Consider the following 26,716-nt stretch of genomic DNA (forward strand, 5'->3'; position numbering starts at 1 on the left):
CGTCAGAACATTCCTGTCGGTTCGGCGGTTCGGGCCACCGGCTTCTCACGACTGGCGATCCAGTCCCCCGTGATCATCTCCGCATAGGTCGCCCCGGGTCCCACCATCGGATAGACGCCGGCGTCGGGATCGATCACCACTTCGAGAAAGGCCGGTCCTTCGAAGGCCAGGAAGTCGGCGATGGTGGCGTCGACCCCTGCCGGGTCGTCCAGCCGCCTGGCCCATTCGAAACCGTCGGCCTGGGCGGCCCGGACAAAATCCTTCTTATGCAGGCTCTTGTCCGAGGCGGAGAACCGCCCCTTGAAGAACAGCTTCTGCCACTGGCGGACCATGCCGTCGCCGCTGTTGTTCAGCACCACGATCTTCACCGGCAGGTTGTACGTGGTCACCGTTTCCAGCTCGCCGATGTTCATGCGGATGCTGGCGTCGCCGTCCACGTCGATCACGATGCGGTCGCGGCGCGCAAACTGTGCACCGATCGCCGCGGGGAGGCCGAAACCCATCGTGCCCATGGAGCCGGACGTGAGCCAGTGGCGTGGCTCGCGGAAGTCGAAGTATTGGGCAGCCCACATCTGGTGCTGGCCCACGCCCGTGCTGATGATGGCGCGGCCGTCGGTGATGCGGTTGATCGCCTCGATGACCGCACAGGGCTGGATACTCGTGCCTTCGCGGCAGAAGTCCATCGCGTGGGTCGTCTTCAGCGCAGCGACGTGCGCATGCCACGGCGCGTAATCGCCGCGGAGGCCCCTGTTCCTTCCGTACGACGTCAGTCGCTCCAGCGACTGGTCCAGCGTGCCCACATGGTGCCAGTCCACTGTCTTGACCTTGCCGATCTCGGCCGGATCGATGTCGATCTGGACGATGGCGCGCGCGGCCGGTGCGAACTTCGCCGGCACGCCCACCACGCGGTCGTCGAATCGCGCACCCAGGGCTAACAGGAAATCGCAGTCGTCCATCGCGTAGTTGGCATACGCCGCGCCGTGCATGCCGAGCATGTCCAGTGCGAGCGGATCGGTGGTGTCGAACCCACCGATCCCCATCAAGGTGGTGACGACGGGAATGCCATGCTCGTGGGCGAAGTCACTCAGGGCGCCCGCCGCGCCGGCGGACACCACGCCGCCGCCCGCGTAGATCAGGGGACGCTTCGCCTGGCCGAGCAGACCGAAGAATCGTGCGCATGCGTCGTCGGGAATCGTCGCCGACTCCACGGCATGCAGGCGGGATCGATAACCTCGCACCGGAAGCTCGTGGCTGCCATGGAACACGAGCGGCGCGTTCTGTACATCCTTGGGGATGTCGATGACGACGGGACCCGGGCGGCCGCTGCGGGCAATATGGAAGGCGGTGCGAAGCGTGGCTTCCAGCGTCGCCGGATCGGTCACGAGGAAGACGTGCTTCGCACAGGAACCCATGATCGTGCTGACGGGTGCCTCCTGGAACGCGTCGGTGCCGATCGCCGCCGTCGGCACCTGTCCGCTGATCACCACCAGCGGAATCGAGTCGGCCATCGAATCGCGCACGGGGGTCACGGCATTGGTCGCACCCGGTCCGGACGTCACCAGCGCCACGCCCACCCGGCCCGATGCGCGTGCATAGCCCGCGGCCATGAAGCACGCGCCCTGTTCATTGGCGGGAACGATCAGCGGCATCGGCTCGGTGCCGTCATCCCGCGGATGTTCGGCGTTGTACCGAAATACCGCGTCATACACGGGAAGGATGGCGCCGCCGGAGTAGCCGAAGAGGACATCGAGGCCTTCGTCGGCAAGTATCTGCACGACGATGTCCGCGCCGGTCAGGATGTGACCGGCCAGGGAGTGTCTCGAGGTAGGGCGACTATTGCCGGTGGTGTCCAGTTGGGCGTTCACGGTCACTCCGCCTTGGCCGACTCGGGTGCGGGCTTCGACGGATTGGCGGCGAGCCACGGCATGCGCGCGCGCAGCCGTGCACCGACCTGCTCGATCGGGTGCTCGAGGTCGCGCTGCTTGAATGCCTTGTAGTTCGGCAGGCCCGCCTTGTATTCGGCCGTCCATTCGCGGGCAAAGGTGCCGTCCTGGATCTCCTTGAGCACGGCTTTCATGCGTTGCTTCGTGCCCTCGTCGACCACACGCGGGCCACGGGTGTAGTCGCCGTACTGGGCGGTTTCCGAAATGAATTCGAGCATGCGCGCGATGCCGCCTTCGTAGAACAGGTCCACGATGAGCTTCAGCTCGTGCATCACCTCGTAGTAGGCGATCTCGGGTCGGTAGCCCGCTTCCACGAGCGTTTCGAACCCCTTGATGACGAGTTCGGATGCCCCACCGCAGAGCACGGCCTGCTCGCCGAACAGGTCGGTTTCGGTTTCCTCCTTGAAGTCGGTTTCGATGAGCATGGCGCGCGCGCCGCCGATGCCCGCCGCATAAGCCGTCGCGCGCTCGGCCGCCTTGCCCGTGGTGTCCTGGTGCACCGCATACAGGCAGGGCACGCCGCGGCCGATCTCGTATTCGCGGCGAACCAGCGCGCCCGGGCCCTTCGGCGCGACGAGCACCACGTCGATGTCCGTGCGCGGCTGGATCTGGCCGAAATGCACGTTGAAGCCGTGCGCGAAGAGCAGCGTGGCACCGGGCTTCATGTTCGCCTCGATGGCGTCCTTGTAGATGCCAGGCTGGGTCATGTCCGGGGTCAGCACAGCGACGAGGTCCGCACCGCGCACGGCATCGGCCGGCTCGGCCACGGCGAAGCCGTCCACATAGGCACGACTCCACGACGGGCCGCCGGGGCGCAGGCCGACCACGACGTCGAGGCCGGAATCCTTCAGGTTGAGCGCGTGGGCGCGGCCCTGGCTGCCGTAGCCGAGCACGGCGATACGGGCGTTCTGCAAGGGGGCGGTGGTGGCTTGGATGTCGGTCACGGGGTTGTCTCCTGAAGTGTGTGACGTGCGGGGTGTCGTAGGAGCGCGCCCTGCGCGCGACATGTTTTGAAGCCGAAAGCGACAGGACCTGTTGCGTCTCGCGAGAAGCTTTCGCGCGCAAGGCGCGCTCCTACAGGGCGGTATCAGTTGCCGATGAGTTCCTGGGTCAGGTCTTCGCCTTCGAATTCGTGGCGTGCGTGTGTCGCGACGACGGGCTCATCGTCGAAGGCCTGGGTGACCGCGCCTTCCGCGGCGGAACCGACGAGGCGCGCGTACTTGGCGAGCACGCCACGCGTGACCTTCGGTGCCGTCGGCCGCCATGCGGCACGACGCGAGGCGAGGTCGGCATCGGTACGCAGTTCGCGTGTGGACGCATCGATGAACACCGCATCGCCTTCGCGGAGCAGGCCGATGGGGCCGCCGCGCGCCGCTTCTGGCGCGACGTGTCCGACCATGAAGCCGTGCGTCGCACCGCTGAACCGGCCGTCGGTGATGAGCGCGACATCGTTGCCGAGGCCGCGACCGACGAGCGCCGCCGTCACGGCCAGCATTTCGCGCATGCCCGGTCCGCCGGCGGGCCCTTCGTTGCGGATCACCATGACGTCGCCGCCGCGGATACGTCCGGCTTGTACGGCCGCGAAAGCGGCTTCCTCGCTCTCGAACACGCGGGCTGGCCCCGCATGGCTGGTGCGGCCATGGCCGGCAAGCTTCAGGATGCATCCCTCGGGCGAGAGATTGCCGTAGAGGATGCTGTAGCCGCCGCGCGGCTTGAACGCGTTGTCGACGGATCGAACCACCTGCTGCCCCGCGGTGGCTGGCGGAGCCGCATCGAGTTCGGCGAACAGACTGCGGCCGGTGATGGTCTGCGTATCCGCGATCAGGCCGGCATCGCGCAGTTCGCGCGCCACGACCGCCGTACCGCCGGCGGCGGTGAGTTCCACCGCGCTGAAGCGCCCGCCGGGTTTCAGGTCGGCAATCACCGGCGTGCGCGCGGAAGCCGGCTCGAAGTCCTCGATCGAAAGCGGTACGCGTGCTTCGCTGGCGATCGCCAGCAGGTGAAGCACGGCGTTGGTGGATCCGGCCGTAGCGGCGACCATGCGCGCCGCATTGTCGAACGCCGTGCGAGTCATCACGTCGCGCGGCCGGCGGTTCGCTTCGAGACAGGCCATGGCGAGTTGTCCGCAGCGGTAGGCGGCATCGCGTTTGGCCGGGTCGGTGGCGGGAATGTCGTTGAGGCCGACGGGCGACAGTCCAAGCGTGGTCAGCACCATGGCCATGGTGTTAGCAGTGAACTGGCCACCGCAGGCACCCGCGCCCGGACAGGCGTGACGTTCGACGTCGTCGAGCTCGGCATCGTCGATCTTGCCTGCCCCGTGCGCGCCTACGGCTTCGAACACTTCCTGCACCGTGATCGGACAACCATTGTGGCTGCCGTGCGCGATGCTGCCGCCGTAGAGTGCCACGCCGGGAATGTTCAGCCGGGCCAGGGCCATGGCCGCGGCCGGAATGGTCTTGTCGCAGCCGCAGAGCAGCACCATCGCGTCGAGGCAGTGGCCGTCGACGGCCAGCTCGATGGAGTCCGCGATCAGCTCGCGACTTACCAGCGACGAGCGCATGCCCGGCGTGCCCATGGCGATGCCGTCCGTGACGGCGATGGTATTGAATTCCACGGGCGTGCCGCCGGCCGCGCGCACGCCTTCGGCGGCGGCTTCGGCCAGTTCACGCAGGTTGAGATTGCACGGCGATACGTTCGACCAGCTGTGCACGATGGCGACCATCGGCCGTGCAATGGCATCGTCGTCGAGTCCCGTGGCGCGCAACATCGCACGGGCGGGTGCGCGATCGGGGCCGGTCTTGATCGCGTCGCTGCGGAGCGTGCGCAGCGGTATCTTCTTCGTGGTCATGCGGCCTCCGCTTTGGCGGTACAGGCATCGAGGACGGCGCGGGTCACGGCGTGCGTGGTGGCGCTGCCACCGAGGTCGCGGGTGAGGTTGGCGTGTTCCAGTACGTGATCGACCGCGGCTTCCACCATGGCGGCTTCGTCCGGAAGACCAAGCGAATGTCGCAGCAGCATGGCCGTCGAGAGGATCGTGCCGAGCGGATTGGCCAGCGACTGTCCGGCGATATCCGGCGCCGAACCGTGGATCGGCTCGTACACGCCCGCGCCGGGGCCGCCAATAGACGCGGACGGCGACAGGCCCAGCGATCCGGCGAGCACCGAGGCCTCATCGGTGAGGATGTCGCCGAACATGTTCTCGGTGACGATCACGTCGTAGTCGGCGGGGCGGGTGAGCAAGTGCATCGCCATGGAATCGACCAGCTGGTGTTCCAGCTCCACGTCCGGATAATCGGCGGCGACCCGCGTGGCGACCGAGCGCCAGAGGCGCGAGGTTTCCAGCACGTTGGCCTTGTCCACGGAGGTGACCTTGCGACGACGGGTTCGGGCGAGATCGAACGCGTGGCGAAGCACGCGCTCGATCTCGTCCACGCTATAGCGGCACTCGTCGGTGGCGTCGGTGTCGCTGCGCGTTTTCGCGCCGAAATAGATGCCGCCCGTGAGCTCGCGGATGAAGACGAGGTCCACGCCGTTCGTGCGTTCCGCTTTCAGCGGCGAGAGCGCCGCAGTGCGCGGATGAAGCTTCAGCGGCCGCACATTGGCGAACACGCCAAGCAGCTTGCGCATCGCCAGGAGGCCCTGCTCCGGACGGACCTTCGCGTTCGGGTCGGACCACTTCGGACCGCCCACCGCACCCAGCAGGACGGCGTCCGCCGCCAGCAACGCATCGCGCGTTTCCGGCGGCAGCGGATCGCCGAAACGGTCGATGGCCTCGCCACCGATGGCGTGTTCGGTGAAGGTGAATTCGTGACCGAAGCGCTGTGCGACCTGGCGCAGCACGGCCACGCCGGCGGAAGCGACTTCCGGGCCGATGCCGTCACCGGGGAGCACGACGATGGAGGCCTTCATGCCGCTACCTCCATGCGCTGTTCGTACGCGGCGATATCGCCTTCCTGCTGCAGCAGGAAGCCCAGTTGGTCCACGCCGTTCAGCAGGCAATGCCGCGAGAAGGCGTCGAGGTCGAAACGGACCGAGCCACCGTCGGGAAGGCGGATCGTGCCCTCGGCGATATCGATGCGCAGTTCCACGCCGGGGTTGTCGAGCAGCCAGCGATGCTCGGCCTCGCTGACGACGATGGCAACGAGGCCATTCTTCAATGCGTTGCCGCGGAAGATGTCCGCGATCTCGCTGGAGATGACGGCCCGGATGCCGTAATCGAGAAGTGCCCAGGGCGCGTGTTCGCGCGACGAACCACAGCCGAAGTTGCGTCCGGCCACGAGGATGGCGCAGCCAAGCGCCTGCGGCTGGTTGAGCGGGAACGCGGGATCGTCACTGCCGTCGGTGGCATAGCGCCAGTCTTCGAAGCAGTGCGTGCCGAGGCCGGTGCGCTCGGTGGTGGTGAGGAATCGCGCCGGGATGATGCGGTCGGTATCGATGTTTTCATTGCGCAGCACCGCCGTGCGGGACTGCACGTAGGCGAGCGGGCGGCTGGTCGGGCTCATGCGGCGGCTTCCTGGTTCATGTATTCGCGGGGATCGGTGACGCGGCCGGCCACGGCGGAAGCCGCGGCGACCAGCGGGCTGGCGAGCACGGTGCGCGCACCCTTGCCCTGGCGGCCTTCGAAGTTGCGGTTGCTGGTGGCGACGACGAGCTGGCCCGGCTGGGCGAGGTCGCCGTTCATGGCGATGCACATGGAGCAGCCCGGCTCGCGCCACTCCGCGCCGGCGGCACGGAAAACTTCGTGCAGCCCTTCGCGCTCAGCGTCGCGGCGCACCTGCTCCGAGCCGGGCACCACGAGCATGCGAACGCTCGCGGCCACGCGCCGCCCGCGCAGGATCTCCGCCGCGGCACGCAGGTCGGAGAGGCGGCCATTGGTACAGCTCCCGATGAAGACGACGTCCACGGCTTCACCCGCGATCGGCTTGCCGGCAGTGACCTTCATATAGTCGAGGGCTCGCTGTTCGACCGCATCCGCCGCGGCGGGTATCGGTGCGTGTATGGGCACGACCATGCCGGGATGCGTGCCATAGGTGACCGACGGCTGGATGGACGAGGCGTCGATACGCACGTCACGGTCGTAGCTGGCGCCTTCGTCGCTGGGCAGCGTGCGCCAGCGGGCGACAGCGCGGTCCCACGCCTCTCCCTTCGGCGCGCGCTCGCGTCCGGCCAGCCAGGCGAAGGTCGTCTCGTCGGGAGCGATGAGGCCCGCACGCGCGCCTGCTTCGATGGACATGTTGCACACCGTCATGCGCTCCTCCATCGACAGCGCACGGATCGCCTCGCCGGTGTACTCGAACACGTGCCCCGTGCCGCCGCCGATGCCGATTTTTCCGATGATGTGCAGGATGAGGTCCTTCGCGGTAACCCCGTTCTGCAACGCGCCGTCCACGTGGATGGCAAACGATTTGGGCTTACGCTGGAGCAGGCACTGCGTGGCCAGCACGTGGCCGACCTCGGTGGTGCCGATGCCGAAGGCCAGCGCGCCGAAGGCGCCGTGCGTGGCCGTGTGGCTGTCGCCGCAGACGATGGTCATGCCGGGCTGCGTGGCGCCCACTTCCGGCCCCGCGACGTGCACGATGCCGCGCTGCGGGCTGTCCCAGCCCATGAGGTCGATGCCGAACTCGCGCACGTTGGCTTCCAGGGTCGCCACCTGCGCCTCGGCTTCCTTCGTGTAGTAAGGACGCTTGCCGTCGGCATCGGGTGGCAGCGTGGGCGTGGAGTGGTCAAGCGTGGCCAGCGTGCGGTCGGGCCGGCGCACCTTCAGGCCCCGGCCGCGCAGTGCGTCGAATGCCTGCGGCGAGGTGACCTCGTGGACCATGTGCAGGTCGACATAGAGCACGCCCGGCGTGCTTTCCGTTTCGGCCGTCACCTGGTGTGCGTCCCAGAGCTTGTCGAACAGGGTACGCGGATTCATGCGGCGACCCTCGCGGCAGTGGCGTCTTCGACGGGAGAGAGCCAGCCCCAGCGATCCTCCGTGCGCCCGTCGAACAGGCCGAAGAAATCCTGCTGCAGTTGCCGCGTGACGGGACCGGGGCGCCCGCTGCCCACCGGCTTGCGATCCACCGAGCGGACGGCCGTCACCTCCGCCGCGGTGCCGGTCATGAAGACCTCGTCGGCGAAATACAGCATCTCGCGCGGGAGGGACTGCTCGACCACCTCGTAACCGCGCTCGCGCGCCAGGGTGATCACGGTGTCGCGGGTGATGCCGCAGAGGATCGACGAGGCGGCGGGTGGCGTGTGGATCATGCCCCTGCGCACGACGAAGAGGTTTTCGCCCGCGCCTTCGCTCAACAGGCCGTCGGTACCCAGCGCGATGCCTTCCGCATAGCCGCCGTTCACTGCCTCACGCGCGATCAGCTGGCTGTTGAGATAGTTGCCGCCCGCTTTCGCGCCACTGGGGTAGGTGTTCGGCGCGGCGCGGTTCCAGGACGAAACGCAGACGTCGACGCCTTTCTCGATGGCATCGGCGCCATGGTAGGCACTCCACGACAAGGCGATGACGGCGACATCCACCGGCGTGTCGATCGAGGGCGCGAGGCTGAAGGTGAAGCCGCTGCGGAAGACGATGGGCCGCACGTAGGCGGAGGCCAGGCCGTTGGCGACGATGACCTCGCGGCAGGCGCGGTTGATCGTGGACGCGTCGTACGGCATCGCCAGGTCGTACACGCGCGCCGAGTGGAACAGGCGCTCGATATGTTCGTCCAGGCGGAAATAGCGCGGCCCGTCCGGGGTGGCGTAGACACGCACGCCCTCGAAGACCGAGGAACCGTAATGCAGCGCATGCGCGCCCATGTGGACGGTGGCGTCGGCCCAGGCCTTGATACGGCCGTTATGCCAGAGGTATGTCGGGGCTTCCATGGATCCTCCTTCAGGACTGGGCCGCGACGGCGGCGGTCTGGTAGTGGTTCTGGTGCTTGTCCATCAGCGCGACCAGGTCGTCGTTGGTGATCGAGCGCTGTCTGTCTGTGAGGCTTTTGAAGCTTTCGAAGATGGCGTCGAGCGTGGGTTCATCGACGGCGAATTCGAGTTCGACGAGTCGCTGGCGCAGCGCATGGCGGCCGGAGTGCTTGCCGAGGACCAGCGACGTTTTCGCGCCTACGTCCTGCGGCCGCATGATTTCGTAGGTGCCGCGATGCTTGAGCATCCCGTGCTGGTGGATGCCCGACTCATGCGCGAACGCGTTGTCGCCGACGATGGCCTTGTTGCGCGGCACGGCTTGTCCCGTGACCTCCGCGAGCAGTCGCGAGGTGGGAAAGAGGCGCTGGGTGACGATGCCGGTGTCCACGCGGAAAAGGGGCTGGCGCGTGTGCAGCGCCATGACGATTTCCTCCAGCGCCGCGTTACCCGCGCGCTCGCCGATGCCGTTGATCGTGCATTCGACCTGCCGTGCGCCGGCGGCGATCGCGGCCAGGCTGTTGGCCACCGCCATGCCGAGGTCGTCGTGGCAGTGGGTGGAGAACACGACCGTGTCCGCCCCGCGCACATGTTCGCGCAGGTAGGTGAACATGCTGTGGATTTCGGAAGGAGTGACATATCCGACGGTGTCGGGCGCGTTGAGTATGCTGGCGCCCGCTTCGACGGCAACCGAGAAGACCTCGGCGAGGAAATCGGGTTCGGTACGGAGGGCGTCTTCGGCGGAAAATTCAACTTCGTGGGCGAGGGTGCCGGCGCGCCGGATGGCGGCGGCGGCGATGTCGATCACTTCCTGTCTGCTCTTGCCGAGCTTGTGTTCGCGATGCAGGGGAGAGGTGGAAAGGAACAGGTGGATCCGTGAATGCCTGGCGCCTTGCAGCGCCTTGCCCGCACTGTCGATGTCGGCGTCCTGACATCGGGCCAGTGCGGCGATCGTGGGCGCTTTCAGCGTTCTTGCGATCTCCGTCACGGCGGCGAAATCGTCGGGTGACGCCTGCGGGAAACCGGCCTCGATGATGTCGACGCCCAGGTCTTCCAGGGCGTGCGCCATGCGCAGCTTGGCGCGCCGGTCCATCGAGAAGCCGGGGGCCTGCTCGCCGTCGCGCAAGGTGGTGTCGAAGATGCGCACGCGTCCGCCTACGTCGCTCTCGCCGCCGCCGGTGCTGCCCTGTGTTGCTGGATTCATGTCTGGCTCCGCTCGTGAATGAGGCGGGCCGGGCAATAAAAAACCCCGCATCCGTTACCGGGTGCGGGGTTCTTTGGGAGTCTTCAGGTTTCGCTTCTTATTTCACCTGGACACTTGCCCTCAGCCCGCACCTCCGCAGGTAATAAGTACAAGGTTAATAAGAAGGAGGCCGCTGCCGAGACGCAGTTCACCGCTGACCGACGTAAGTCGGTTCAGGGCAAAGCGGCCATGGGTGTTGCGCTGCGTCATGTGGTCGACCGTATGCCAGTTCGTCGGCAGGTGTCAACACTTTCCTCGGAAACTTTATTCCCAGGACGTCTGGATGGCTAAACGAAAGGGCCGTGGTTCGCAGCGCGCGGCGGCGCGGATACTCACCGTCGTGCAAGTGGTATGGCGTTACCAGGCGCGCAGCCATTCAGCGAAAAGTCGCGCGTCCGCCGCCATGGGTTCGGCCGTGGCCTCGCGTGCGAGCATCGCTTCGAGGGCTTCGGGTACTTCCACGCGGCGTCCGATGAGCGGCTCGACGATCGTGTCGAACTTCGCGGGGTGGGCCGTCGCGGCAATGGTCCAGTCGCGGCGGTCGCCGGCGAGGCGGCGGCGCTCGAACACGCGCATGCCCGTCGCCGTATGCGGGCAGAACACCTCGCCGTCGCTGGCAGCGTGCCGGCGAATGATGGTGCGGATCTCCGCATCGTCCACGCTTTCGGCATGGCCGCCGCGCCGGGTGGCCTCATCGCCGCCGAAAAGATGGATCAGGCGCTCGAAGTTGCTCGGGGCGCCTACATCCATGGCGTTGGCTATCGTTGGTATAGCGTCGCGTGCCCTGTACGGCATGCCCGCGAAGAACTCGGGCAACGTGTCATTGGCGTTGCAGGCGAAGGTCACATCGCCGATGGGGAGTCCCATCTCGCGCGCCCAGAGGCAAGCCACGGCATTGCCCAGGTTGCCCGTGGGCACGATAGTGTTCATGCGACCTCCCGCGTGCAGGGAGGCATGGCCGAAGTAAGCCATCTGCGGCAGCAGGCGCCCGAGGCTGATGCTGTTCGCGGAGGACATCGGCACCTCCGCCTGGAGGCTGGCGTTGCCCAGCGCCCCCTTCACCAGGCGCTGGCAGTCGTCGAAGCTGCCTTCGACGCGCAGGGCGCGCACGTTGTCGCCGAAGCTGCCGAGCTGGTGGGCCTGCCTGGGCGAGACCCGGTTGTCCGGATAGAGGATCGCCACTCGCATGCCTGGCGCGCCCTCGAACGCGGCGCCGACGGCCGCGCCGGTGTCGCCCGAGGTGGCGACGAGGATCGTCAGCGGCCGCTCGGCGTCGCGACGCAGGCGGCCGAGGCAGGCTGCCAGGAAGCGCGCACCGAAGTCCTTGAACGCGGCGGTCGGCCCATGGAACAACTCGAGCAGGTGCGCGCCGTCGATGCGCAACTCGCGCCGCGGCGCCGGGTAGGCGAAGGCGTCGGCGCAGATGGCAGGCAGGTCGGCGGCCAGCGGGTCGCCTTCGAAGAAAGGCTCGAGCATGCGCAAGGCCGTGCCCGCCAGATAGCCGCTGCGGGGCGGTGGTTCGATGCGCGGCATGCTTTCCGGTACGTAGAGTCCGCCATCGGGCGCCAATCCGGCAGCGATGGCGGCTGAAAGGCCCACGGGCTCCACCCCGCCACGCGTGCTGACGTAACGTACGCTCACAGGACGCGGGCGGCGGGGCCGTCGATCGGCGCGACCAGCGCATCGCTCCCGTGCCCGGCTGCCGCGAAGGCCTCGCGCATGTCGTGCGCCGCCGCCTCGGCCACCGCGCGATCTTCGAACCAGCCAAAGACACTGGGGCCGGCGCCGGAAATGCTGGCACCGAAGGCGCCATGATCCAGCGCGGCCTGCTTCACCTGGGCGAAGCCGGGAATCAGCGGTGCGCGCCGGGGCTCCACCAGCACATCGGACAGGCCCTCGCGAACCAGGGTGGCGTTGCCGCTGTAGCAGCCGGCGAGCACCAGGGCGAGGTTCGTGCTCTGGGCGACGAATTCATCCAGGGCGTAATGGCCCGCGAGTGCGGCCCGTGCCCGGCGTGTTTCCAGCACCAGATGCGGGTGCACGAGCGCGCAGTGCCAGTCCGGCGGCACGGGGATGCGTACGAGGCGCGACGCCGTGGCGAGCACGAGGCCACCGATCAGCATCGGCCCGAGGTTGTCGCCATGCCGGCTGCCGCTGGCGACGACTTCGCCATCCAGCGCGAACGGATACAGCGCTTCGCGCGCAAGCGGCTGGTCGAGCAGGGCATTCGCGGCGACGATGGCGGCGACGACCGATGCCGCCGAACCACCCATGCCGGAGCCGAGCGCGATGCCCTTGTGCAGGGTGAGCTCGAAACCGAAGGGCAGGTTCAGGCCGTGCATCATCGATAGCAGGGCCGCGCCCGCGGTATTGCCGGATGCATCGTGAGGCAGGTCGGTGACCACGCCGTGGATGGCCGCAATGCGAACCTCCCGCTCGCCGATGCGGCGCACTTCGGCGCGATCGCCGGCGCCTGCGACGGTATGACCGAGGATGTCGAAGCCTATGCCGACGTTGCCGACACTGGCGTAGGCCTCTGCCACGGCGACATCCGCACGGACCAGGGGCGACGATTCTTCTTTCAGCATGCGCACCGTTTTACTCCCATCGCGCCCGCCACGCGCAGCAGGTCGGTGAACACCGCCGCCGCCGTGACTTCGGGACCGGCACCCGGGCCCTGGACGACCAGCGCATTGTCGCAGTATCGGCGGGTGGCGAAGCGGATCACGTTGTCGGTAAGGCGCGCATGGGCAAAGGCATGGTCAGGATCGACCGCCTCCACCCCCACGGATGCGCGGTGGCCATCCAGGCGCGCCACATGGCGGAGCACGCCGCCGGCCGCATGCGCCCGGGCGAGCCGGTTCGCCATCGGCTCGTCCAGCGCGTGCATGTTCTCCATGAACACCCCGCGCGAACACCCCGCGAGGTCGTCAGGCACCAGGCCACGTACGTCGACGTCTTCCAGCGACAGGGACCGCCCCGCCTCGCGAGCCAGGATCACGAGCTTGCGCGCCACGTCCATGCCCGACAGGTCGTCGCGCGGATCGGGTTCCGTGTAGCCCCGCGCATGCGCTTCGCGGACCAGGGCCGAGAAGGGCAGCGCCCCGTCGAAGCGGTTGAAGAGCCAGGCCAGCGTCCCCGAGAGCATTCCTTCGATAGCGACCAGTTCGTCGCCGGTGTCGAGCAGGTCGCGCAGTGTATGGACCACCGGCAGGCCGGCGCCGACGGTGCCTTCGTAGTGCAGCCGCGCGCCGCTGGCCCCTGCGGCCGCGCCGATCCGGCGCCAGCGTTCCAGCGGACCGCTTGCGGCGCGCTTGTTCGGCGTCACCACGTGGATGCCGGCGGCGAGCCAGCCGGCGTAGCGGTCCGCGACGAGGTCGCTGGCGCTGCAGTCTGCGAGTACGGCCGGGTCACCCCGGTCACCGGCGACATAAGCCGCGAATTCGTCGAGCTCCGCCGGACGCCAGGTCTGCGCGCCGTGAGTCCGGCCGTTGAGGGCTTCGTCGTCGCAATCGAGCCACATGTGCCGGCTGTCGCTGACTGCGCGCAGGCGAAGCTCGAGGTTGCAGTGGCGCAGCAGGCGTGGTGCCGCGAGCCGCAGCTGGGTCAGCAACGCACTGCCGACCTTCCCGGGACCGACGATGCCCACATGGACGACGAAGGGACTGACGACCGCGCGCTGTGGCGCGGCGCGTAAGGGTGAATGGGGTGGTGCGATGGCAATGGACACGATGAAAGCCTCTGGATAAGAGGCCCTTCACGTCACGTCAGGCGGGAGTCGGCTGGAGCTTCGGCACCGGTCCCGTCCTGCGGGAGGTCGGGGCCGGTAGCGACAAGGAACTAGGCGCGCGCGAACTCCGGTCCTCCGACCACGGTAGTGGTCGTGGTAGTCGTCGCCGCGGTGATGGACAGGGACGCAAGCGCGCCGGCCGGAAGGGCCGTGAAGTGACGCAGCGCTGGCGTGTCGGGATACATGGTTCGACGTTATCCCCCGCGAATCGGAGTGTCAACGGGGACTTTGTAGGCCAGACGGCCGAGTTCATATACGAAGGGCAGCATCTTCCGGGAGCGGCCGGTTTCACGAGCGGCCAGCCCAGCCCCGCGTAGGAGCGCGCCCTGCGCGCGACAGCTTTTGGCCCCGGTCCTGAAGCTGGCGCGCCAGCTCCGGGTCAAGGCCTCAAAAGATGTCGCGCGCAAGGCGCGCTCCTACGGCCCCGCATGCGTCAGCCTTCCCCACATGCGTCATACCTCCCCCGCATGCGTCAGCCTTCCCCGCATGCGTCAGTCGCCCCGCATGCGTCATGCCTCCCCCGCATGCGTCAGTCGCCCCGCATGGATCAGTGTTTCGACAGGTCGATCGCGTACACCGCGGTGCCGTCGCCGTTTTCGCGTAGCTGGCGGATCGGAAGGCCTAGCGACCTTGCGACATCTTCCTTGCCTGCGGCGGAGGTGAAAGTAACCGGTCCCTTCGTCTTCACAGGAGCGAACCGCCACGAGCGCTTCTCCACATCCTTGCCCGTGAGGGTCATCTTGCGCTCGACCCAGTGGATGACGACCTCGCGATTGCCGTCGGGCGCGCTGAGCACGATGTTGTCGCCGGTCACGCCGGGGAACCCGCCACCACCGCTGGCGCGGTAGTTGTTCGTCACCACGATGAATGCCTGCGAGGGCTTCACCGGCGAGCCCTTGAAGCGCAGGTTGCCGATGCGCTCGCCTTCGGGCTTCGACACGTCGATGGTGTAAGTGATGCCGCCCTGCATCTGGTCGAAGTTGTAGCCCGGCAATTTACCGATGAGGTCCTGTTCGCCGTCCTTCGCCGGATCGATGCGGTTGAAGCGGGTGGCGGCTTTCTCCAGCCAGGCCTTTACGCCTGCGCCGTCAGTCTTCACCGCGGCCAGCGTATTTGGATAGAAATACAGGTCCGCGGCGTTGCGGATGGTCATCGGGCCCGTCGGTACATCGGTGAAATCCTCCGGCCCGCCGAAGCCGGTGCGGAAGGCGGAGGCCGAGGAGAGGATCGGCACATTCTTCAACTCGGGGTGCGCACGGCCGAGTTCCTCGCGGGTGTAGTCGATCTGCGCGGCATTCACCACCGCCAGCGCCGACATGTTGCCCTCGTCGGCGAAATAGCTCGTCAGCGCGTGATCGGTGGCGCCGATCGGCGTGTTCACGTAGGCCACGGCGGCTTCATGCGCCTCATGCACGATGGGGGCGATGGACGGGTCGGGAGCCACGCACTCGTTCTTCTTCGGACAGATCGGCCGCACCTGGCTATGGCTCTCGTCCTTCTCCACGACCCAGCGCCCATCTTCACGGTGCAACGTCATCTGGATGACGCCGAGGTCTTTGCCGAAGAAGCCGCCCATCACGGCGGGCACACCACGCACGATGCCGCGCTCCGCGTCGACGTCCTTCATGTCCGCGTAGTGCGGCCCAGGAAATTCAGTATGCGAATGGCCCAGCAGCAGCGCGTCGATACCCGGTACGCCGGCGAGGTACCATCCGCCGTTTTCCATCTGCGGTGTGTAGGGCGCGGTGTTGAGACCGCCGTGCAGGATGGCGACGACGAGGTCCGGCTTCTGCGCGAGCACCTCCGGCATGTAACGCTTCGCCGCTTCCACGACGCCGTCGACGGTGACCTTGCCAGCGAGGTTGCGCTTGTCCCAGTCGAGGATCGGCGGCGGCGTGAAGCCGATAATGCCGATCTTCAGCATGGCCTGCATGGGCTTGCCGTCGCTGCCGACGGCGGTGACGGTTTTCGTCACGATCGTCCACGGCTTGAAGATGGGCTTGCCGTCGCGCGCGCTGTACACGTTCGACAGCACGAGCGGGAACTTTGGTCCGGCGCACTGGCGCGCCTGGACGCCGTCGACGTTCATCGCGGTGTTGGTGACCTGCGCGAGGAAGGGCAGGCCGTAGTTGAATTCGTGGTTGCCCGCGGTGCCGCCGTCGTAGCCCACCGCATCCATGGCCTTGTACATCGCCAGTTCCGAGTCGCAGGCGAGCGGCTTGACCAGTGCCTGGTAGTCGGCGAGCACGGTGCCCTGGATGGTGTCGCCGCTGTCGAACAGCACGGTGTTCGGAAATTCGGCGCGCGCCTGGCGGATCAGCGTGGCGACGCGCTCGTACCCGAGGGTTGGGTCGTCCTTCTGCTTGTAATAGTCGTAGGACAGGATGTTGGAATGGACGTCGGTGGTCTCCAGGATGGCGAGGTCGAGCGTCGCGCCGTCCTTCACCCCGGCGGTCGTGGCGGTCTTTCCGGCGGGAGCACCGCCACACGCGGCGAGCAGGGCGGCGGAAAGCGTGGCGAGGGCAAGCGGCTTGAGCATCATGGAGATCCGGTGGAAGCGACAGGTTCGGGGCGGGAAACTAGCAGAAAGGCCATGACGGTACCCACCCTGCCATGAAAGCATTTGTCCTATCCTTCTGTGTCCTGGCCTTCGTCCTCGGAGCGCTTCCAATGCCCACGCCTGCCGCTCCGGTGACGCCGATCGCGTCGAAAGTCCTCGTCATGGGCCATCGCGGCGCCAGCGCGCTGCGGCCGGAGCACACGCTGGCTTCCTATACGGTGGCGATCGAAGACGGCGCGGACTTCGTCGAGCCTGACCTGGTGTCGACGAAGGACGGCGTACTGGTGGTCCGGCACGAGAACGAGATCGGCGGCACGACGGACGTCGCCGCACATCCGGAATTCACGGCGCGACGCACGACGAAAACCATCGACGGTGTGTCCGTCACCGGCTGGTTCACCGAAGATTTCACCCTGGCGGAGCTGAAGACGCTGCGTGCGCGCGAGCGGCTGGCAGACGTGCGCAAGGCCAGTGCCGCGTATGACGGTCAGTTCGCCGTGCCGACGTTCGACGAGATGATCGAGTTCGTTGCCGCCGAGGCGGCAGCGCATCGTCGCATCATCGGCATCATTCCCGAGATCAAGCACTCCACGTACTTCCGTTCCCTCGACCTACCCATGGAAGACAAGCTGCTGGCGACGCTGGCCGCGCATGCCTATACGCGCACGGCGCCGGTGGAGATACAGTCCTTCGAAATCGGCAACCTGAAATACCTGCGCGGCAAGCTCGGCGACGATCACCCCAACGTGCGCCTGCTCCAACTCATGGAAACGGCCGGAGAGCATCCCGCCGACGTGCCGTCCACCACGTACGGGCAGATGATGACGCCTGCCGGCCTCAAGACCATCGCCGGTTACGCGGACGCCATCGGGCCGTCCACGCGAAGCATCGTGCCCCTGGACGAGGACGGGCGCCTGGGCGTGCCGACTACCTTGGTGCACGACGCGCATGCGGCCGGCCTCGAGGTCCATCCCTATACCTTCCGCCCCGAAAATCGCTTCCTGGCTAAGAATTTCCGGAAAGGCGCCGACGACTCGCGTAACGAGGCCGGCTCGGTAGCCGAAATCAGGGCCTACCTCGCCGCGGGCATCGACGCCTTCTTCACCGACGATCCCGCATTGGGGCGCAAGGCCGTGGACGGTCGCTGAGCAGGAAATCCGCGGCGCTGCCACGCGGCGACTGACGACACCCCTGGGCTGCCCCGCTATGATCGCCCGTCAGCCAGCCCCAGGGGTCACCCGATGTCGTTAGCGAAATTCCTCCGCCACAAGTCCGTCGAGCAACTGCAGGCCGAGGTTGGCCAGCGAAAGGACTTCCGGCGGGTGCTGGGCCTCTGGCAGCTCACTGCCATCGGCATCGGCGGCATCATCGGCGTGGGTATCTTCGTATTGGCAGGCCAGCAGGCGGCGCTCAACGCGGGGCCGGCCGTGGCACTCAGCTTCATCATCGCCGGCTTCGGCAGCGCCTGCGCGGCGCTCTGTTACGCGGAGTTCGCCGGCCTCATCCCCGTCACCGGCAGCGCCTACACCTACGGATACGCGGTGCTGGGCGAGGGAGCGGCGTGGATCATCGGCTGGGACCTCCTGCTCGAGTACGCGCTGGTAGTCGCGGTGGTGGCGATCGGCTGGTCGGGCTACGTGCAGGTGCTGCTGGCGACCGCCGGCGTACACCTGCCGGAGTGGGCGCAGAAGAGCATGAGCGCCGACACCATGAAGTATTACTGGCAGCAGGGCCTCGGTTCGCTCGGTGTCCATGTCGCCAGTCCGGTGGCTGGACCCACCGACGCGCACCGCTTCAACATCATCGCCGCGGGCATTTCGCTCCTGGTCGCGATCCTCCTGTCGGTAAAGACCGAGTGGGGTGCGCGGCTCAATACGATCATCGTCGGCATCAAGGTGCTTGGCGTGGCGCTGGTCATCGGCGTGGGCGCGTTCTTCATCAATACGGCCAACTGGCATCCATTCATTCCGGAGCGGATCTTCGACGATAAGGGTGTGGGCCACTTCGGCTGGCATGGCGTGCTCACCGGTGCGAGCGTGGTGTTCTTCGCCGTGTTCGGCTACGACACGCTGACAACTGCCGCGGAGGAAGCGCGCAACCCGCAGCGCGACCTGCCACGCGCCGTGCTGCTGTCGCTCGCCGTGGCGATGGTGCTCTACATCGCCGTATCGCTCGTGCTCACCGGCATCGTTCCCTACAGCACCCTGAGCGGCGAAGCCTCGGTGTCGGATGCGTTCAATGCCATCGGCCTGCCCTGGATCAGCAACGTGATCGCCATCGCCGCCGTGATCGGCGTGATCAGCGTGCTGTTCGCCTTCATGCTCGGCGCGGCGCGCATCTGGTTCGCGCTGTCCCGCGACGGCCTGCTGCCGGCATGGTTCGCCCGCGTGCATCCGCGTTACGGCACGCCGGCTCGCCCGACGATGATCCTCGGCATCTTCACCGCCATCGTCGCCGGCCTGCTGCCGATCGGCGAAGTGGCGGAGCTGGTGAACATCGGCACGCTGAGCGCCTTCATCCTCATCTGCGCTTCGGTACTGCTGCTGCGCGTGCGCAAGCCCGATCTCAAGCGCAATTTCCGCACGCCCGCCGTATGGTTCGTGGCGCCACTGGGCATCCTGTTCTCGCTGGCGCTGATCTGGGGCCTGCCGTGGATCACCTTCGAGCGCTTCGCGATCTGGATGGCGATCGGGCTGATCGTTTACTTCACCTACGGCATTCGCCATAGCAAGCTCAATCGCGATAGATAAGAGGTATCCCGCGATCCGCATCTCCGCCTCGTCTCGTTTCCTGAGTCATCATGCCGCGCCGACGCGTGTCGGCAGGAACACATCAAGGGGAAGATAGTGGGGAAGTGGACCTATACCGCGCTGTTCATGCTCGCCGCCGCGCCGGCGGCGTTCGCCGCGGACAGCGTGACCGTGCAGAAGCCCGTGGGCTTCAATGAAGACGCCGATATTCCGAAGGCCGTGCTCGACGAGTGCAAGCTCGAAAACGAGTTGCCCGATGCCGTGGCAGGCAAGGCGAAGGAATCCGGTATCAGTATCGCCTTCGCCGATAAGGTGGCGGGTAATGAGCCCGGCAGGACGCTACAGATGGAAATCTCTGACGTCGTGGCCGATGGCAACGCCTTCATGGGCCATCACAAGGCGATGACCGTGAAGGGCAAGCTCTACCAGGACGGCGCCGTGGTCGGCAGTTTCCGTGACCGCCGCACATCCATGGGTGGTGCGTTCGGCGGCTTCAAGGGTAATTGCGCCGTGCTCGTGCGCACGGCCAAGGCCATCGGCGAGGATGTCGGCGAATGGCTTGCCGCGCCGAAGATGGATGCAAGGCTCGGCGACCTGGAATAAGAGGGCAGGGGGAAAGGAGGCGGCAACACGCCGCCTCCTGCGGAATCAGAAACGAAATTCCGCACCCGCGCTCAGCACGGTCGCTGCGATGCGTGTATTTCTCACAACGGTATTCCGGCCCGAAGGCAGGTAGCGCGTGGCCTGTAGCGAGACGTCGGCGCGCGGCGTAAGCGCATAAGCGACGCCAGTGCCGAGGTATACCGAGCTGTCCGTCACGTGGGCGCGGAAGCGGGAGCGGGATGAACCGGCGACGGAGCGGCTCTCGAAGTCTGACCGGGTCCGGGCGATGCCGGCGCGGCCGATCAGCGACCAGTCCTTTGCCATGGCCCACTTGCCGTTCGCGCCGATAAGCCACGCCCGGGCAACCAGGGTGCTCTTGTTGGTAGCCGCGCCGTGCTGACGGTCGGCGATCTGGCCGAGGTTCGCATAGCCGCCTTCGACACCCACGGCAAAACGATCGCCAGCCTTCCAGCGATAGCCGCCGAGGAGTTCGTAAGCGCGTGCCCATTTGCCGTCATAAGCACCCATGTCGGCGTCGTAACGGGCTTTACCGAGGCTGGCGCCCAGGAAAGCGCCTTCGGAGGACGCGGTGGCCGCGAGCGGGGCGAATGCAGCGGAGAGGGCGACAGCTGTCGCTAGCAGTAGCTTTGGCATGACATTTCCTTGTGTCGAATGATGCCTGCGTTTTTGGAATGATTGCAGACCGCCGGAGTCTACGTGTCGGTAAAGGTGGCCGAAGGGCGAAGGGAGCACGTCACGCCATTCGCCTACATAATGTGAGGGCGTTCGCCTTATCGAGCGGCCCACCGGTCGGCACATTGAATCCTTCCGTGGTGCGCCCTACCTTCGATGTTTCCCCGTATGAGGAATGCCCGCCATGTCCGACCTCTCCGCTTTCCCGATCACGAAGCACTGGCCCGCCGCGCACCCGGATCGCATCCAGCTTTATTCGCTGCCGACGCCTAATGGCGTGAAGGCGTCGATCATGCTCGAGGAACTCGGCATTCCGTACGAGGTACACCTCGTCGACATCGGCAAGAACGAGAGCAAGTTGCCTGCATTCGAATCGCTGAATCCGAACGGCAAGATTCCGGCGATGATCGACCCCAATGGCCCGGACGGAAAGCCGATCGGCTTGTTCGAATCCGGCGCCATCCTGCTGTATCTCGCGGAAAAGACCGGCAAGTTCCTTCCCAAGGACGCCACGAAGCGCTGGGAAACGATCCAGTGGGTCTTCTTCCAGATGGCAGGCATCGGCCCGATGTTCGGGCAGGTGGGCTTCTTCAATAAATTCGCCGGCCGCGAATGGGAAGACAAGCGCCCGCTGGAGCGTTACGTCAACGAGTCCAAGCGCCTGCTCGGTGTCCTGGACCGGCAACTCGCCGGCCGCACGTGGATCGTCGGCGACGAGTACACCATTGCCGACATTGCCACCGTGGGCTGGGTCAACAACCTCGTGACCTTTTACGGCGCGCGCGAGCTGGTCGGCTTCGACGATTTCCCGAACGTCATGGCGTGGCTCGGGCGCGGCATGTCACGTCCCGGCGTGGAGCGCGGCCTGAAGATCCCCTCCCGCACCTGACTGAGCGGGGCGACGGCAAAAGGCGGCCGCAAGCCGCTTTTTGCATTTTTGCAGGCTCCTCATGCCGTCGGGCGTGATTTCTTGCGGTGGGGAGCTGGCGTATTTTGCCCGGTCGCCCGTGACCTCTGGCATAGGGCGCTCCGAAGCATGACGTTTAGCATCGAGTGCTTGCGCGGACCACAGGGGACCGTGCCGACCCGCTCGCAGGGATGGCCGGGCGACCCACACGTTTCTCGGAGACCTACCAGTGAAATCCACCCTTCTTGCTTCCGCGCTGCTGACCGCGCTGGCCGGCGTCGGCGCGTCGGCTGTCTACGCCGACGATGCCACCATGGTTCCCCCACCGAAGGACGTCGCCTTCAACGGCACCCTGAAGCTCACCGTCGATGCGACCGATACCGACCACCGCATCTTCCGCGTCAAGGAAAATATCCCGGCGCAGGCTGGTCCCCTGATCCTCCTGTTCCCGGAATGGATCCCTGGCCACCACTCGCCGACAGGTCCGATCGACCAGTTCGCCGGGCTGGTGGTGCACTCGGGCGGCAAGCGTCTCGAGTGGACGCGCGACAAATACAACGTCTACGCCTTCCGCGTCGAAGTGCCGGCAGGCGCGACCTCGGTGGACGTGGAATTCCAGACACTGACGCCGCAGGACACGCGCCAGGGCCGCGTCGTCATGACGCCCGACATCGTCAACGTCGAGTGGAACCAGGTCTCGCTGTATCCGGCCGGCTATAACGCCGACCGCATACCGGTCGAGGCATCGGTGAAGTTTCCGGCCGGCTTCCAGTACGGCAGCGCGCTAGAGCAGGCCAGCAAGGATGGCGATACCGTCTCCTTCAAGTCGATCAATTACGACGACCTCGTCGATTCGCCGATATTCGCGGGCCGCTACTTCAAGCGCGTGGATCTCGATCCGAACGGCCGTTCGCCGGTGCACCTGAACATCGTGGCCGACAGCGCCAAGGCGTTGGAGATCAAGCCGGAAGCGCTGGACATCCATCGCAACCTCGTCAAGCAGATGGACAAGCTCTACGGGGCTCGCCACTACAACCATTACGATTTCCTCCTCGCCCTCACCGAAAAGCTCGGCGGCATCGGCCTGGAACACCATCGGTCGTCCGAGAACAGCGCCTCGCCCAACTACTTCACCGAGTGGGACAAGAGCTGGCTTGGCCGTGACCTGCTGTCGCACGAGTACAACCACTCCTGGGACGGCAAGTACCGCCGTGGCGCCGACCTCGCCACCCCGAACTTCAACGTGCCGATGGGCGACAGCCTGCTGTGGGTGTACGAAGGCCAGACGCAGTTCTGGGGCAACGTCGTTGCCGCCCGTTCGGGCCTCGTGTCGCAAGACCAGGCGCGCGACGTGCTCGCCTTCGTCGCCGCCACGTACGACAAGGGTCGTCCTGGCCTTTCCTGGCGCAACATCCAGGATACGACCAACGACCCGACCATCGCCCAACGCCGTCCGCTCTCGTACCGCAACTACCAGATGAGCGAGGACTACTATTCGGGCGGCCAGATGGTGTGGCTCGACGTCGACACCAAGCTGCGTGAGCTCACCAAGAACAAGCGCTCGCTGGACGATTTCGCCAAGGCCTTCTTCGGCATGAAGGACGGCGACTGGAAGGTCAATCCGTATACGTTCGAAGAGGTGGCCTCCACCCTCAACGGCATCACGCCGTACGACTGGGCCAGCTACCTGCGCGAGCGCATCGACGGCCACAAGGGTGATCTGGAGGGCATCGAGCGCGGCGGCTGGAAGCTCGTGTACAACGACAAGCCGTCCGAAGCCGTGAAGGCCGCCGAGGGCCGTCGTCACTACACCGACCTGACCTACTCAGCCGGTTTCGCCGTGTCGTCGAAGGGCGATATCTCCGACGTCCGCTGGGACGGTCCGGCTTTCAACGCCGGCCTGTCGCCGGGCATGACGGTGGTCGCGGTGAACAACAAGGAGTTCGACGGCGACACGCTGAAGGACGCCGTCACCACCGCGAAGAGCGACAAGGCACCGATCGAACTGCTGGTGAAGAACTTCGACACCTACAAGACGATCAAGATCGACTACCACGAAGGCCTGAAGTACCCGCACCTCGAGCGGGACAAGAGCAAGCCCGACTGGCTGGGCGAGCTGTACAAGGCGAAATAAGAAAAAGGGAGGGCGCCGCAAGGCGCCCTCTTCGCATTGATGTAGGAGCGCGCCCTGCGCGCGACATGTTTTGAGGCCGACCCCCGGAGCCGGCGCGTGAGCCTGTGGACACGGGCGAAAGCTGTCGCGCTGGCGCGCTCCTACAACGCTAATATCCGTGCCACGACCCAGGCACCCACGCCTCGAACTCGACCGCGCCCACCGCAGTTACCTGGTCCAGTTGGCCCAGGTCAGCGCCATCGGGCCGCTGGATGCCGGCGAAGCGCGCCTGCACATGGCCGACGGCACCGTCCTGCCATGCAGCCGCCGCTACCGGGAAAGTCTGCGCGCATTGGCGGCGGTTACCGAGCCTGCCCACGGCAGGGCCTGACAGTCGAGGCTAGGCCGCGGTGGGCAATCCCGCTACAATGCCCGTCCGCTGTTTACGCGCCCGTAGCTCAGCCGGATAGAGTAGTGGCTTCCGAAGCCATTGGTCGGGGGTTCGAATCCCTCCGGGCGCGCCATTCTTTCTTCTCCGCCGTTTAGCCTTCTTCCACGATGCGGAAGTCACGCACCGCGCCGTCGCCAAGCAGCGCGAAGGCCTTCAGGTACGGATCGCTGTTTCGTACCTTGATGGCCTTGGCCAGGCTCTCCCATTCGATGATCACGGTGCGCAACGGTTGCCCGGCTTCGAATACTGATGCAGGCCATGGAACATATCGATCACATCCTCGTCGTCGACGACGACCACGGCATCCGTACGGGTGTGGTGGACTATCTGCGCAAGAATGGCCTGCGTGCGACCGCGGCTGCCGATGGCCGCGACATGATGGCCCAGCTCGAGGGTTCGGCTTTCGACCTGATCGTGCTCGACATCATGATGCCGGGCGACGATGGCCTGGTGCTTTGCCGCACCCTGCGCAGCGGCAAGCATCGCGCCGTACCGATCCTGCTGCTCACCGCTCGCGACGATGAAACCGACCGCATTATCGGCCTTGAGATGGGTGCCGACGATTACGTGGTGAAACCGTTCTAGCCGCGCGAACTGCTGGCGCGGATCAAGGCCGTGATTCGCCGCACGCGCATGCTGCTGCCGAACCTGCGCATCACGGAGACCAGCGACATTGTTTCCTTCGGCCGCTGGCGCCTCGATACCACGGCGCGCCACCTGCTCGACGAGGACGGCACCGTGGTATCGCTGAGCGGCGCGCATGTACCTCATCATTTTCGCCGGGCTCCTCCTCGCGCATGGACTTTCGTTCGGTCTCATGTTCTACGAGCGCTACGAATCGGCCACGAGCGTCATGCTCAATACGCTCGAAAACGAGGTCAGCACGTCGGTCGCCATCCTGGATCGACTACCCGCCGCGGAGCGTCCCCAGTGGCTGTCGCGGTTGCAGCGCGACAACTACCGTTTCGTCCTCGGGACGGGCCAGGCCGGTACGCCCCTGGTGTCCGGGCGCGCACGCGACGTGACGGCGATGATCGCGAAGCAGGTCGGCACCAGCTACGGCGTGCATGGCGACACGATTTCCACCCAGCCGGAGCGCTACCAGGTCCACCTTACGCTGCGCGACGGATCGCTCCTGACCCTGGAGCTGACCCCGCGCGGCGTGATGCCCGTCGCCGAATGGCTGCCCTTCGTACTCATCCTCCAGGTGGCCTTGCTGCTGGCCTGTGGCTGGTTTGCCGTGCGCGAGGCCTCGCAGCCGCTGGCGCGACTGGCGAGCGCGGCCGATGCCATGACGCCCGCCGGCGGCGGGCCGCGCATGGCGGAAGGCGGACCCAACGAGGTCGCCCATGCCGCGATGGCTTTCAACGCCACGCAGGACCGCATAAGCCGTTATCTGAAGGAGCGCCTGCATATCCTCGCCTCCATCTCGCATGACCTGCAGACGCCGATCACGCGGATGCGTCTGCGCGCGGAATCGCTGGACGACGGCATGGAGCGCGACCGGATCCTTGCCGACCTCGGCGAGATGGAGCATCTCGTACGCGAAGGCGTGGCCTATGCACGCAGCGCGCACGGCGGCGACGAGGCACCGGCACGTATTGATACCGCGGGTCGGCGGCAACCTGAGCCTCGCCAATCGCGAAGGCGGCGGCCTGGTCGCGATGGTGGTTCTGCCGTAGTCGCGTGCTTCGCCGCCGCGGGAATGACCCTGGTCAAAAAAAGCCCCGGTCTGGGGCCGGGGCTTCGTACGTTGTCGAGGTATCGCTGCCTATATCCTCGGCCCGCGACGCAAGCCGCCGAACAGCAGCGAAAGAATGAACAGGATCAGGAAGACCACGAAAAGGATCTTCGCGATGCTGGCGGCACCGGCGGCAATGCCGGTGAAGCCGAAGACCGCGGCGATAAGCGCGATCACGAAAAAGATGACGGCCCAATGCAGCATGATGTTCTCCTCTGGCGAGTCGGGGGATGGTTTCAGTACTTCCGATCGTGTTGATCGATGCGGTCGCGGAACTCCTTCACCTGCTTCTCCGCTTCCTCCCTCGCCACGCCATAGCGCTCCTGGACCTTGCCTGCGAGGTATTCGCTACTGCCTTCCGCGACCTTCAGGTCGTCGTCGGTGAGCTTGCCCCACTGTTCCTTCACTCGGCCGCTCAATTGCTTCCACTGGCCCTTGAGGGTGTCTTCGTTCATGGCGGTTCCTCGATCGGTTTGCGCCCGCACGACGGCCATCGCCGTGCCGGGTCGGGGGCCATTCGAGCATCGGGGGGTTGAAAGCGGTGTCTGTGACGAGTGAGGCGTGGGCTCACCGGGTTTTGGCATTTCCTACACGCACGCGCCAGGGATCGCTTGTCAAAGAGATGCGACGAAGTGGCCGGTGCCGCGCCGATGCCGTTGAACGTGATGCTGGTGCCGGGGCTGCCGTCGCGCGAGGCGCTGTTCGAAGCGGGCGCTCGTCGCCTGAGTGCGGGCATCGTGTTGTCGCTGGAAGCGTATGCCACCGCGGGACGCATGGCGGCCGAATTGCTGGAGCGCGAAGCGCCGGAGATCGGATATTCCACCCTGAACGGGTTGCTCGATCGCTGATCGAAAAAAAAGACGCGACTTCCGTCGCGCCTTTCTTTCCGTGCGCCCGGCAGGGCGCACCTGCTAGGAGGTGAAAGTCCTCTACCCACCCGGCAAGGGGAAGGGTTAGCCAGAGGCAAGGGCGATTCGGGTGACTGGTCGTCTGAAGGAAGCCCGAGGCAAAACGCTGGCCTGACGAAC

Annotated in this window: 23 protein-coding genes, 1 tRNA gene and 2 pseudogenes; 10 read left to right on the forward strand and 16 right to left on the reverse strand. The window is 66.2% G+C overall.

Features of this window, described 5'->3' with window-relative positions; all coding sequences use genetic code 11:
* Positions 1 to 2: 2 nt before the first annotated feature.
* From ilvB to VGM71_RS06905, 12 genes and pseudogenes are all read right to left on the reverse strand, one after another.
* Positions 3 to 1,865 (reverse strand): biosynthetic-type acetolactate synthase large subunit, encoded by a 1,863-nt coding sequence (ilvB, locus tag VGM71_RS06850; RefSeq protein ID WP_331543322.1) that lies wholly within the window; start codon positions 1,863 to 1,865, stop codon positions 3 to 5.
* Between the two features lie 2 nt (positions 1,866 to 1,867).
* Positions 1,868 to 2,887, reverse strand: a complete 1,020-nt coding sequence (ilvC, locus tag VGM71_RS06855) for a ketol-acid reductoisomerase (RefSeq protein ID WP_331543324.1) — start codon at positions 2,885 to 2,887, stop codon at positions 1,868 to 1,870.
* A 143-nt stretch (positions 2,888 to 3,030) separates the two neighbouring features.
* Positions 3,031 to 4,791 carry a dihydroxy-acid dehydratase gene (gene ilvD, locus VGM71_RS06860; protein ID WP_331543326.1) on the reverse strand — a complete coding sequence of 587 codons (1,761 nt, stop codon included), beginning with the start codon at positions 4,789 to 4,791 and terminating at the stop codon, positions 3,031 to 3,033.
* Positions 4,788 to 5,852, reverse strand: coding sequence for a 3-isopropylmalate dehydrogenase (gene leuB / locus VGM71_RS06865; protein WP_331543328.1), 1,065 nt, complete (start codon positions 5,850 to 5,852; stop codon positions 4,788 to 4,790). Before leuB ends, ilvD begins: the two co-directional genes overlap by 4 nt.
* Positions 5,849 to 6,445, reverse strand: coding sequence for a 3-isopropylmalate dehydratase small subunit (gene leuD, locus VGM71_RS06870; protein WP_331543330.1), 597 nt, complete (start codon positions 6,443 to 6,445; stop codon positions 5,849 to 5,851). Before leuD ends, leuB begins: the two co-directional genes overlap by 4 nt.
* Complete coding sequence (gene leuC, locus VGM71_RS06875) at positions 6,442 to 7,857, reverse strand: 3-isopropylmalate dehydratase large subunit (protein WP_331543332.1); 1,416 nt, start codon at positions 7,855 to 7,857, stop codon at positions 6,442 to 6,444. Before leuC ends, leuD begins: the two co-directional genes overlap by 4 nt.
* Positions 7,854 to 8,801 (reverse strand): branched-chain amino acid transaminase, encoded by a 948-nt coding sequence (locus VGM71_RS06880; RefSeq protein ID WP_331543334.1) that lies wholly within the window; start codon positions 8,799 to 8,801, stop codon positions 7,854 to 7,856. The genes leuC and VGM71_RS06880 overlap by 4 nt, the downstream gene beginning before the upstream one ends.
* Before the next feature lie 43 nt (positions 8,802 to 8,844).
* Positions 8,845 to 10,041, reverse strand: a pseudogene (locus tag VGM71_RS06885) (2-isopropylmalate synthase); the annotation flags it as partial.
* Between the two features lie 396 nt (positions 10,042 to 10,437).
* Positions 10,438 to 11,721 carry a threonine synthase gene (gene thrC, locus VGM71_RS06890; protein ID WP_331543336.1) on the reverse strand — a complete coding sequence of 428 codons (1,284 nt, stop codon included), beginning with the start codon at positions 11,719 to 11,721 and terminating at the stop codon, positions 10,438 to 10,440.
* Positions 11,718 to 12,668, reverse strand: coding sequence for a homoserine kinase (locus tag VGM71_RS06895; protein WP_331543338.1), 951 nt, complete (start codon positions 12,666 to 12,668; stop codon positions 11,718 to 11,720). Before VGM71_RS06895 ends, thrC begins: the two co-directional genes overlap by 4 nt.
* Positions 12,662 to 13,810, reverse strand: coding sequence for a homoserine dehydrogenase (locus VGM71_RS06900; RefSeq protein ID WP_414675100.1), 1,149 nt, complete (start codon positions 13,808 to 13,810; stop codon positions 12,662 to 12,664). The genes VGM71_RS06895 and VGM71_RS06900 overlap by 7 nt, the downstream gene beginning before the upstream one ends.
* A gap of 607 nt (positions 13,811 to 14,417) precedes the next feature.
* Positions 14,418 to 16,412 (reverse strand): bifunctional 2',3'-cyclic-nucleotide 2'-phosphodiesterase/3'-nucleotidase, encoded by a 1,995-nt coding sequence (locus VGM71_RS06905; protein WP_331543340.1) that lies wholly within the window; start codon positions 16,410 to 16,412, stop codon positions 14,418 to 14,420.
* Between the two features lie 128 nt (positions 16,413 to 16,540).
* Here VGM71_RS06905 and VGM71_RS06910 point away from each other — a divergent pair, with 128 nt between their 5' ends.
* The 3 genes from VGM71_RS06910 (at position 16,541) to VGM71_RS06920 (ending at position 19,783) form a co-directional block, all read left to right on the forward strand.
* On the forward strand, positions 16,541 to 17,578 hold the full coding sequence (locus VGM71_RS06910) for a glycerophosphodiester phosphodiesterase (RefSeq protein WP_331543342.1): 1,038 nt from the start codon (positions 16,541 to 16,543) through the stop codon (positions 17,576 to 17,578).
* A 93-nt stretch (positions 17,579 to 17,671) separates the two neighbouring features.
* On the forward strand, positions 17,672 to 19,180 hold the full coding sequence (locus tag VGM71_RS06915; RefSeq protein WP_331543344.1) for an amino acid permease: 1,509 nt from the start codon (positions 17,672 to 17,674) through the stop codon (positions 19,178 to 19,180).
* A 96-nt stretch (positions 19,181 to 19,276) separates the two neighbouring features.
* The gene (locus VGM71_RS06920; RefSeq protein ID WP_331543346.1) at positions 19,277 to 19,783 is read left to right on the forward strand and encodes a hypothetical protein; all 507 of its coding nucleotides are present in this window, start codon (positions 19,277 to 19,279) and stop codon (positions 19,781 to 19,783) included.
* A gap of 45 nt (positions 19,784 to 19,828) precedes the next feature.
* Here the strand turns inward: VGM71_RS06920 and VGM71_RS06925 are convergent, their stop codons facing one another.
* On the reverse strand, positions 19,829 to 20,437 hold the full coding sequence (locus tag VGM71_RS06925) for an outer membrane beta-barrel protein (protein ID WP_331543348.1): 609 nt from the start codon (positions 20,435 to 20,437) through the stop codon (positions 19,829 to 19,831).
* Between the two features lie 223 nt (positions 20,438 to 20,660).
* On the opposite strand from VGM71_RS06925, the gene VGM71_RS06930 reads away from it, so the two are divergent.
* The 4 genes from VGM71_RS06930 (at position 20,661) to VGM71_RS06945 (ending at position 24,020) form a co-directional block, all read left to right on the forward strand.
* A complete protein-coding gene (locus VGM71_RS06930) occupies positions 20,661 to 21,365 on the forward strand; it encodes a glutathione binding-like protein (RefSeq protein WP_331543350.1) in 705 nt (234 codons plus the stop codon).
* Between the two features lie 247 nt (positions 21,366 to 21,612).
* The gene (locus VGM71_RS06935; protein ID WP_414675101.1) at positions 21,613 to 23,517 is read left to right on the forward strand and encodes a M61 family metallopeptidase; all 1,905 of its coding nucleotides are present in this window, start codon (positions 21,613 to 21,615) and stop codon (positions 23,515 to 23,517) included.
* 157 nt (positions 23,518 to 23,674) lie between these two features.
* A complete protein-coding gene (locus VGM71_RS06940; protein ID WP_331543352.1) occupies positions 23,675 to 23,887 on the forward strand; it encodes a LytTR family DNA-binding domain-containing protein in 213 nt (70 codons plus the stop codon).
* A 56-nt stretch (positions 23,888 to 23,943) separates the two neighbouring features.
* Positions 23,944 to 24,020: transfer RNA gene (locus VGM71_RS06945), tRNA-Arg, on the forward strand.
* An 18-nt stretch (positions 24,021 to 24,038) separates the two neighbouring features.
* On the opposite strand, the gene VGM71_RS06950 is transcribed toward VGM71_RS06945, so the two are convergent.
* The gene (locus tag VGM71_RS06950) at positions 24,039 to 24,164 is read right to left on the reverse strand and encodes a hypothetical protein (RefSeq protein ID WP_331543354.1); all 126 of its coding nucleotides are present in this window, start codon (positions 24,162 to 24,164) and stop codon (positions 24,039 to 24,041) included.
* Positions 24,165 to 24,205: 41 nt separating this feature from the next.
* Here VGM71_RS06950 and VGM71_RS06955 point away from each other — a divergent pair, with 41 nt between their 5' ends.
* Together VGM71_RS06955 and VGM71_RS06960 are read left to right on the forward strand one after the other, a co-directional pair.
* On the forward strand, positions 24,206 to 24,532 hold the full coding sequence (locus tag VGM71_RS06955; protein WP_414675102.1) for a response regulator: 327 nt from the start codon (positions 24,206 to 24,208) through the stop codon (positions 24,530 to 24,532).
* Between the two features lie 580 nt (positions 24,533 to 25,112).
* A pseudogene (locus VGM71_RS06960) lies at positions 25,113 to 25,325 on the forward strand (HAMP domain-containing protein); the annotation flags it as partial.
* A gap of 393 nt (positions 25,326 to 25,718) precedes the next feature.
* On the opposite strand, the gene VGM71_RS06965 reads toward VGM71_RS06960, so the two are convergent.
* Complete coding sequence (locus tag VGM71_RS06965) at positions 25,719 to 25,892, reverse strand: DUF1328 domain-containing protein (protein WP_072323948.1); 174 nt, start codon at positions 25,890 to 25,892, stop codon at positions 25,719 to 25,721.
* Between the two features lie 32 nt (positions 25,893 to 25,924).
* The gene (locus tag VGM71_RS06970) at positions 25,925 to 26,143 is read right to left on the reverse strand and encodes a CsbD family protein (RefSeq protein ID WP_331543356.1); all 219 of its coding nucleotides are present in this window, start codon (positions 26,141 to 26,143) and stop codon (positions 25,925 to 25,927) included.
* A 156-nt stretch (positions 26,144 to 26,299) separates the two neighbouring features.
* Here VGM71_RS06970 and VGM71_RS06975 point away from each other — a divergent pair, with 156 nt between their 5' ends.
* Positions 26,300 to 26,536: a hypothetical protein gene (locus VGM71_RS06975; RefSeq protein WP_331543358.1), complete on the forward strand. Its 237-nt coding sequence runs from the start codon at positions 26,300 to 26,302 to the stop codon at positions 26,534 to 26,536.
* The last annotated feature ends 180 nt before the right edge of the window (positions 26,537 to 26,716 follow it).

Source organism: Luteibacter sp. (assembly GCF_036499525.1).
Lineage (GTDB): Bacteria > Pseudomonadota > Gammaproteobacteria > Xanthomonadales > Rhodanobacteraceae > Luteibacter.